We start from the raw sequence: 7,878 nt of genomic DNA on the forward strand, positions 1-7,878 counted from the left end.
CGCGGTGCGGCATTCTCAGTAGGCTTGCGGGATTCCACCCGCTATTCCGTTACCGACCAGGAGCAGCAATGATCGTGTTCGTCACAGGTGCGTCCGCCGGCTTCGGCGCCGCCATCTCCCGTGCCTTCGTCAAGGGCGGCCATCGCGTCGTCGCCACCGCACGCCGCAAGGATCGCCTCGATGCGCTCGCGGCCGAACTCGGCGACGCGCTGCTGCCGTTCGAGCTCGACGTGCGCGACCGCGCGGCCGTCGAAGCCGTGCCGGCCACCCTTCCCGCCGAATTCGCGGCGCTCGACGTGCTCGTCAACAACGCCGGCCTCGCGCTCGGCGTCGAGCCGGCCCAGAAGGCGAGCCTCGACGAGTGGCAGACCATGATCGACACGAACTGCTCGGGCCTCGTGACCGTCACGCACGCGTTGCTGCCGGGCATGATCGCGCGCGGTCGCGGCCATATCTTTAATCTGGGCTCGGTGGCCGGCACCTATCCGTATCCGGGCGGGAACGTCTACGGCGCGACCAAGGCTTTCGTCAGACAATTCAGCCTGAATCTGCGCACCGACCTGATCGGCACGCCGTTGCGCGTCACCGACATCGAACCGGGCCTGTGCGGCGGCACGGAATTCTCGAACGTCCGCTTCCGCGGCGACGATGCAAAGGCGGCGAACGTCTACCAGAACGTCCAGCCGCTCACGGCCGAGGACATCGCCGATACGATCTACTGGATCGCCACGCGCCCCGCGCACGTCAACATCAATACGATCGAAATGATGCCGGTCGCGCAAGCGCCGGCCGGCCTCACGATCCATCGCGGCTGACCGTCGCCCGCAGCCGCGGGCCCGCCTCCGGGCGGCCCGCGGTGTGCTACGACGCACTACATTCCGTTACGAATCGGTTACGAATCGGGCCTTTGCCTTCCGGTAGAATGCGCGCCATGACTCAGCCTACCCGCTCCCCGGAAGCGCCGTCCGGCTTTACCTGGCCGGTGCGCGTGTACTACGAGGATACCGATGCAGGCGGCATCGTCTTCTATGCCAACTACCTGAAGTTCTTCGAGCGCGCCCGCACCGAGTGGCTCCGTGCATGCGGCGTCGACCAGCGTCGGCTCGCCGACGACACCGGTGCGATCTTCATCGTGCGTAGCACGTCGCTCGACTACCGCGCGCCGGCGCGACTCGACGACACGCTGACGATCACGAGCCGGCCCGGACGCATCGGCCGCGCCTCGGTGGAATTCACGCAGGAAGCCTGGTGTGGCGACACACTGCTCGTGGCCGGGCATATCCGCCTCGGCTGCGTCGACCGTCACGGCATCCGGCCCGCGGCCATCCCGCCCGTCGTGCTCGACGCGTTGCAACGCGGTCCCGTCATCGACGCCGGGCAGACGGGTTTGTCAACGAAGCGCGCATGAGCGCCGTTTAGACAAAGCCTATGAACTTGCCGTTCTGATTCGATACTAAGCAAGGTTCGGCGTCAGGCATGGCCGGCGCGCCGCGCCGCACGCACGCCGGACGCCCTTGCCGGGCACCCCCGAAGGGACGTTACTCAAACCTCTATGAATACTGTTCAAGACCTGTCGATCATTTCCCTCGTCCTCAACGCGAGCGTGCTGGCCCAGGCGGTGATGGGACTGCTGCTGCTGCTGTCGCTGATGTCGTGGACCTTCATCTTCCGCAAGTGGTTCGCGATCCGCCGCGCGCGTGCCCAGACCGAACGCTTCGAGAAGGATTTCTGGTCGGGCGGCGACCTGCAGGCGCTGTACCAGAGCGCCGCCAACAACCGCCACACGATCGGCGCGCTCGAACGGATCTTCGAATCGGGGATGCGCGAATTCCTGAAGGCGAAGGAAAAGCGCCTCAGCGATCCGGGCCTCGTGCTCGATGGCGCCCGCCGCGCGATGCGTGCGTCGTTCCAGCGTGAAATGGACGTGCTCGAAGCCAACCTCGCGTTCCTCGCGTCGGTCGGCTCGGTCAGCCCGTACATCGGTCTGTTCGGCACGGTCTGGGGGATCATGAACTCGTTCCGCGGCCTCGCGAACGTGCAGCAGGCCACGCTCGCGAACGTCGCGCCCGGCATCGCCGAGGCGCTCGTCGCCACCGCGATCGGCCTGTTCGCCGCGATTCCGGCGGTGGTCGCGTACAACCGCTACGCGCACGACATCGACCGCCTCGCGATCCGCTTCGAGACCTTCATCGAAGAGTTCTCGAACATCCTGCAGCGTCAGGCCCAGTAAGGAGCGCGCCATGGCAGGAAGCCCCATCCGATCCAGCATGCGCGGCGGCCGCTCGCGCCGCGCAATGGCCGACATCAACGTCGTGCCGTACATCGACGTGATGCTGGTGCTGCTCGTGATCTTCATGGTCACAGCACCGCTCGTCGCCCCGTCGATCATCAACCTGCCGACCGTCGGCAACGCCGCGCCGCAGGAGCAGACGCCGCCCGTCGTCGTCAACATCAAGGCCGACCGCACGATGAGCGTCAAGTACAAGGGCGACTCGGGCGCGACCCAGGAAGACACGATGACGAAGGCCGAGCTCGACAGCTTCATCTCGGCCCGTCAGGCCGATCACCCTGACCAGCCGGTCGTGATCGCAGCCGACAAGACCGTGCAGTACGATGCCGTCATGACCGTGATGTCCGATCTGAAGGCGCGTGGCGTCAAGCGCGTCGGCCTCCTCGTCAAATCGCAATGAACCGGCAGCAATCCACGCGCAGATCCGCCTACCCGCTCCAGCCTCCCCGCGAGCGCGGGACGTGGCGCGCGTTCGCGCTCGCCGCGCTGATGCACGTGCTGCTCGCGCTGTTCCTCTATCACGGCGTGCAGTGGCAGAACAGCACGCCGGCCGGCGCCGAAGCCGAGCTGTGGACCGAAGTGCCCGACGTTCCCGCGCCGCGGCCCGTCGTCACGCCCGCGCCGCCCGTGAAGGTCGCGCCGCCCCCTGCCCCGGTGCGCGACGAGCAGGCCGACATCGCGCTGCAGCAGAAGAAGCGGCAGCAGGAAGCGGCCGCGCGCGAAGCGCAGCTCGAGCAGCAGCGCCGTGCGCAGCAACTGAAGGCCCAGCAGGAAGAGGAAGCCCGGCGCGCGCAGCTCGCCGCGCAACAAGCCGCCGCGCTGGCCGCACAGAAGGCCGCGGAACGCGACAGACAGAAGCAGGCCGACAAGCTCAAGCAACAGCAGCTCGCCGAACAGCAGAAGCTCGAACAGCAGAAACTCCAGCAGCAAAAGCAGGCGCAGCTCGAAGCGCAGCAGGCGGCGAAGGCGAAGGCCGACGCGGCCGCCAAGGCGAAGGCGGAAGCCCAGGCCAAGGCGAAGGCCGAGGCCGCGGCGCGCGCGAAGGCCAGTGCGGCGGCGAACGCGAAGCTCGACCGCGAACGCAGCGCGCGCCTCGCGCAGATGCAGGGCCTGTCCGGCGCCGGTGAAGGCGGCGGCGAAGGTCTCGCGAAAAGCGGCACGGGTACGGGCTCCGGCGGCAATGCCGCCACGCCCGGCTATGCCGACAAGGTGCGCCGTCGCGTCAAGCCGAACATCGTTTGGGGCGGCGAGCGGGCGGGCCTGACCACCGTCGTCAAGATTCGGTGCACGCCGTCCGGTGACGTATTGAGCGCATCGGTCTCCCGCTCGAGCGGGAATTCGGGGTGGGATCAAGCCGTGGTCAGTGCGATCCACGCATCGGTCCCGTTGCCGCCCGATTCTAACGGTCGTACCCCGTCTGACATTACGATTACCTTCAAGGCGGCGGAGTGAAACGAAATGCGCTTACACTCCGGGCGTCGCTGTCAGATGGGAACGAATCGGGTATTTTTACTGTCTCTGCCGTTGCGCAGCGATCCAAGCCATACGGGAAGCAAGAAGCATGAGTTTGATGACAAAGCTAGGTTTCAGGGCACTCGTGGCCTCGTGTCTGATCACGGCGGGCAGCGCCGCTAACGCCCAGGTCAACGTGCTGATCACCGGTGTCGGGTCGACCCAGTTCCCCATTGCCACCGCAAACTTCACGAACGAGGCGAATCTGCCGCAGCAGGTCACGTCGATCGTGCGCGCCGACCTCGCCCGCAGCGGCAAATTCACCAACATCGACGCGGGCAGCACGCCCGTGCCCGAGACCGCCTCGGTCGATCTCGGCGCATGGAAGGCCAAGGGCGCGAATGCGTTCGTCGCCGGCAGCGTGAATCGCGACGCGAACGGTCAGTACAAGGTCAACTTCATCCTGTACGACACCGTGAAGCAGCAAAGCCTCGGCGGCCTGTCGCTGACGGCCACCGACACCACGCTGCGCACGGCCGGCCACAAGATCGCCGACTACATCTATCAGAAGCTGCTCGGCGTGCGCGGCGTGTTCGCCACGCGCCTGTCGTACGTGATCAAGACCGGCAACCGCTACCAGCTGCAGATTTCCGATTCGGATGGCCAGAACGCGCGCATCGCGCTGTCGAGCACCGAGCCGATCATCTCGCCGGCCTGGTCGCCGAGCGGCACGAAGGTCGCGTACGTGTCGTTCGAACGCAAGAAGCCGATCGTCTACATCCATGACTTGCCGACCGGCCGCCGCTACATGGTCTCCGACCAGAAGGGCAACAACAGCGCACCGGCGTGGTCGCCGGACAGCAACACGCTGGCCGTCGCGCTGTCGCTGACGGGCAATACGCAAATCTATACGGTCAACGCGAACGGCGGCGGCCTGCGCCGTCTCACGCAGAGCAGCTCGATCGACACCGAACCGTTCTACTCGCCGGACGGCCGCTGGATCTACTTCACGAGCGATCGTGGCGGTGCGCCGCAAATCTACCGGATGCCCGCCCAGGGCGAAAGCGCCGGCGCCGCGCAGCGCGTGACCTTCACCGGCAGCTACAACACGAGCCCGCGCGTGAGCCCGGACGGCAAGCTCCTCGCTTACATCTCCCGCACGGGCGGGGCCTTCAAGCTGTACGTTCAGGATCTGCAGACTGGCGCGGCGAACGCCATCACGAATACCAATCGCGACGAATCGCCGAGCTTCGCGGCAAACGGCCAGTACCTTCTGTACGCTACCCAGTCGGGTGGTCGCAACGTTCTGGCTGCAGTGCCCTCCGACGGCAGCGCGCCGCCGCAGATCCTGTCCGTCCAGGGCGGCTCCGTTCGCGAGCCGTCGTGGGGGCCCTTCATGCAATGACCACAAGGAGAGTAACCATGATGTCGAATAAAGCTCGTCTGGCCCTGGCCGTGATGATGATCAGCGCGCTCGCAGCGTGCAAGTCGGGCGTGAAGCTCGACGACAAGGCAAACAACGCGGGCGCAGTCAGCACGCAGCCGAGCGCGGACAACGTCGCGCAAGTGAACGTCGATCCGCTGAACGACCCGAACAGCCCGCTCGCGAAGCGCAGCATCTACTTCGACTTCGACAGCTATTCGGTGAAGGACGAGTACCAGCCGCTGATGCAGCAGCACGCGCAGTACCTGAAGAGCCACCCGCAGCGCCACGTGCTGATCCAGGGCAACACCGACGAACGCGGCACGAGCGAGTACAACCTCGCGCTGGGCCAGAAGCGTGCGGAAGCCGTCCGCCGTGCGATGGCACTGCTCGGCGTGAACGATTCGCAAATGGAAGCCGTGAGCCTCGGCAAGGAAAAGCCGCAGGCAACGGGTCACGACGAAGCATCGTGGGCGCAGAACCGTCGCGCCGACCTCGTCTACCAACAGTAAGTAACGGAAGAATCGCCGTATGACGCACCGTTTAACCTGGCTGCGCGTTGCCGCAGCATTCTGCGTCGCCGGCGCGGCGTGGTCGGCCGCGCCGGCGCACGCCGGCATGTTCGACGACAACGAAGCGCGCCGTGCCGTGCTCGATCTGCGCAGCAAGAGCGACAACCTGTCGAGCCAGTTGTCGGCCGCCCAGCGTACGATCCTCGATCAATCCGGCCGTATCGACCAGCTGAACCAGCAGGTCGCGACGCTGCGCGGCGAGAACGAGGATCTGACGAACCGGCTGACGACGCTCGAGCGGCAGCAGAAGGAGTACTACCAGGATCTCGACACGCGGCTCAAGAAGTTCGAGCCGCAGCAGGCGACGATCGATGGTGTCGAAGGCACCGTGCAGCCGGGTGAAACGGATGCGCTCAGCGCGGCGCAGCAGCAGTTCCGCAACGGCAACTTCAAGGCGGCGGCGGCTTCGTTCCGTGCGTTCATCGCGAAGTATCCGCAGAGTCCCTATCAGCCGACCGCGCAGTACTGGTACGGCAACGCGCAATACGCGCTGCGCGACTACCGCGGCTCGACCGCGACGTGGCAAGGGATCGTCAGCAAGTTCCCGCAACACCCGCGCGCGGCCGACGCCCTCGTGGCGATCGGCACGAACCAGCTCGAGCAAGGCCAGAAGGCGGCCGCGAAGAAAACGTTCGAGCAGGTCGTGTCGCAGTACGCCGGATCGAACGCGGCGCAGACTGCGCAGGGCAAGCTCGAAACGATCAAATAATTATCGTGACGGGTTGTTGACAGCCCTGTAACCCGCCGCTATAATCTTTTGCTCTTTGGGTCGTTGCCCAAGTTGTTGAAGCAACGAATCAAAAACAAGTTTCAAGAACGTGGGGTGGTAACTCAGTTGGTTAGAGTATCTGACTTTTAATCAGAGAGTCGAGGGTTCGAGTCCCTCCCACCCTACCAACTATCTTCGATAGTGCAAAAAGCCTCCTTCGTGGAGGCTTTTTTGCGTCTGTCGCCGAGTGGCGTATGCTGCTCATTTCCACTTCCCGGCTACACGCCCGTCGCCCCCTCGCCTTGATCGCATCGCTACCACGGTTAGCCCGACTTCTCCTGGTCGACACCTGATATCGCGACGATCAGGTCGCCGATCCAATACCGCCCGCCGATCCAATACCGCCGCTCCAACACGACGCCCACTGCCAAAAAGCGGGATGAGCAACTATTGCGACGACCGTTCAGCAATTGCCTCTATCAGGGCCAAAATCACCTCGCGTTTCCGCGCGTCGAGCGCTCGAAATCCAGAGACGATCCGCCGCTCGTCGAGGTTCTCGAGCCGGGCGCTCTCTTCGCCGGTAAGCACGTACCAGACATCAACGCCAGCAAGTGCAATCGCGCGCAAGTAGTCGGAGTTCGGGCGCCTCAAGCCCTTTTCATATTGATACTGCGCGCGCTGCTTGACCGCGCCTAAGGCTGCAAACTCCGTCTGGTTCAAACCCAGCCGCACCCGTTCGCACTTCAGTCGCTCCCCAAATACGTCCATTCGAGCCAATTTTCCTCTTGACAATGGATCAATTGATCCTATATTTGATCCTAAGCATGCCCAACTGAGTCAGTTGAGCGGCGCATGACATTGAGCCCGATCTCCGACCGGTTATCGAATGTCCATTTACCGGGAGCATCATGACGATCACTTATGCAATCTGCGGCGCCTTACCCGTCCTCGACAACTTCCGGCACTACCATGCGCAGCAATTCGCTCGGAGCATTGCCGAGCCCGCAGACATCTACTTCGCAATCGATGCCGTCACGCGATCTCTCGTAATTCGCATTCGTGGCGCACTGACAGACGACGAAACGAAATCGGTGGACAGTGCATTGGAACAATTCTCCCAGAAATGGGCGCAGACCGGCGCAATCTTCAGGCGAGTGCGCTATGGCGAGGTGTCGTTCGTGCCTGTTGGATTCGCTTGGCACGCTGAACTGCTCCAAAAGCTCATCGATGAACAGACTCGACTGGAAGCCCTTCTACAGCGTCAGGCACGGATTCTCGAAAAGTTTCGGCCTACTGCGAGCTAGCTGTGAAGCGTCAAGAGGTTGTTTCTCGACGCGGGAAGTCTGGCCATCGGCGCAACGCCGCCGATGGCGCTATGGGCACGATGCCAGTTGTAGTGGTGCTGCCAACTCGCCAAGGCTTCGATGCGATG

The 7,878-nt window shown here is 64.2% G+C and carries 10 protein-coding genes, 1 tRNA gene and 1 pseudogene; 10 read left to right on the plus strand and 2 right to left on the minus strand.

Annotated features, from left to right (window positions below):
• Positions 1-68 precede the first annotated feature (68 nt).
• The 9 genes from H3O04_RS10845 (at position 69) to H3O04_RS10885 (ending at position 6,634) form a co-directional block, all read left to right on the plus strand.
• Positions 69-815, plus strand: coding sequence for an SDR family NAD(P)-dependent oxidoreductase (locus H3O04_RS10845; RefSeq protein ID WP_054927409.1), 747 nt, complete (start codon positions 69-71; stop codon positions 813-815).
• 107 nt (positions 816-922) lie between these two features.
• On the plus strand, positions 923-1,408 hold the full coding sequence (gene ybgC / locus H3O04_RS10850; RefSeq protein ID WP_053525121.1) for a tol-pal system-associated acyl-CoA thioesterase: 486 nt from the start codon (positions 923-925) through the stop codon (positions 1,406-1,408).
• A gap of 144 nt (positions 1,409-1,552) precedes the next feature.
• Positions 1,553-2,230, plus strand: coding sequence for a protein TolQ (tolQ, locus tag H3O04_RS10855; RefSeq protein ID WP_006476795.1), 678 nt, complete (start codon positions 1,553-1,555; stop codon positions 2,228-2,230).
• 10 nt (positions 2,231-2,240) lie between these two features.
• Entirely contained in the window at positions 2,241-2,690 is a 450-nt protein-coding gene (gene tolR / locus H3O04_RS10860; RefSeq protein ID WP_006484943.1) for a protein TolR, read from the plus strand.
• On the plus strand, positions 2,687-3,742 hold the full coding sequence (gene tolA, locus H3O04_RS10865) for a cell envelope integrity protein TolA (RefSeq protein ID WP_012327979.1): 1,056 nt from the start codon (positions 2,687-2,689) through the stop codon (positions 3,740-3,742). Before tolR ends, tolA begins: the two co-directional genes overlap by 4 nt.
• A 109-nt stretch (positions 3,743-3,851) precedes the next feature.
• A complete protein-coding gene (tolB, locus tag H3O04_RS10870) occupies positions 3,852-5,147 on the plus strand; it encodes a Tol-Pal system beta propeller repeat protein TolB (RefSeq protein WP_202587657.1) in 1,296 nt (431 codons plus the stop codon).
• Between the two features lie 17 nt (positions 5,148-5,164).
• Positions 5,165-5,677 (plus strand): peptidoglycan-associated lipoprotein Pal, encoded by a 513-nt coding sequence (gene pal / locus H3O04_RS10875; protein ID WP_006484980.1) that lies wholly within the window; start codon positions 5,165-5,167, stop codon positions 5,675-5,677.
• Between the two features lie 19 nt (positions 5,678-5,696).
• On the plus strand, positions 5,697-6,446 hold the full coding sequence (gene ybgF / locus H3O04_RS10880; RefSeq protein WP_011544679.1) for a tol-pal system protein YbgF: 750 nt from the start codon (positions 5,697-5,699) through the stop codon (positions 6,444-6,446).
• Positions 6,447-6,557: 111 nt separating this feature from the next.
• Positions 6,558-6,634, plus strand: a tRNA-Lys gene (locus H3O04_RS10885).
• Positions 6,635-6,893: 259 nt separating this feature from the next.
• Here the strand turns inward: H3O04_RS10885 and H3O04_RS10890 are convergent.
• The gene (locus H3O04_RS10890; protein WP_012327977.1) at positions 6,894-7,214 is read right to left on the minus strand and encodes a helix-turn-helix domain-containing protein; all 321 of its coding nucleotides are present in this window, start codon (positions 7,212-7,214) and stop codon (positions 6,894-6,896) included.
• A 140-nt stretch (positions 7,215-7,354) separates the two neighbouring features.
• On the opposite strand from H3O04_RS10890, the gene H3O04_RS10895 reads away from it, so the two are divergent.
• Positions 7,355-7,750, plus strand: coding sequence for a hypothetical protein (locus H3O04_RS10895; protein WP_202587658.1), 396 nt, complete (start codon positions 7,355-7,357; stop codon positions 7,748-7,750).
• Here the strand turns inward: H3O04_RS10895 and H3O04_RS10900 are convergent.
• Positions 7,747-7,878 (minus strand): annotated as a pseudogene (locus H3O04_RS10900) (IS481 family transposase); the annotation flags it as partial. The gene H3O04_RS10895 and the pseudogene H3O04_RS10900 sit on opposite strands and share 4 nt — an antisense overlap.

The sequence above is a fragment of the Burkholderia sp. KCJ3K979 genome (assembly GCF_016759955.1).
In the GTDB taxonomy this organism is placed as follows: domain Bacteria; phylum Pseudomonadota; class Gammaproteobacteria; order Burkholderiales; family Burkholderiaceae; genus Burkholderia; species Burkholderia orbicola.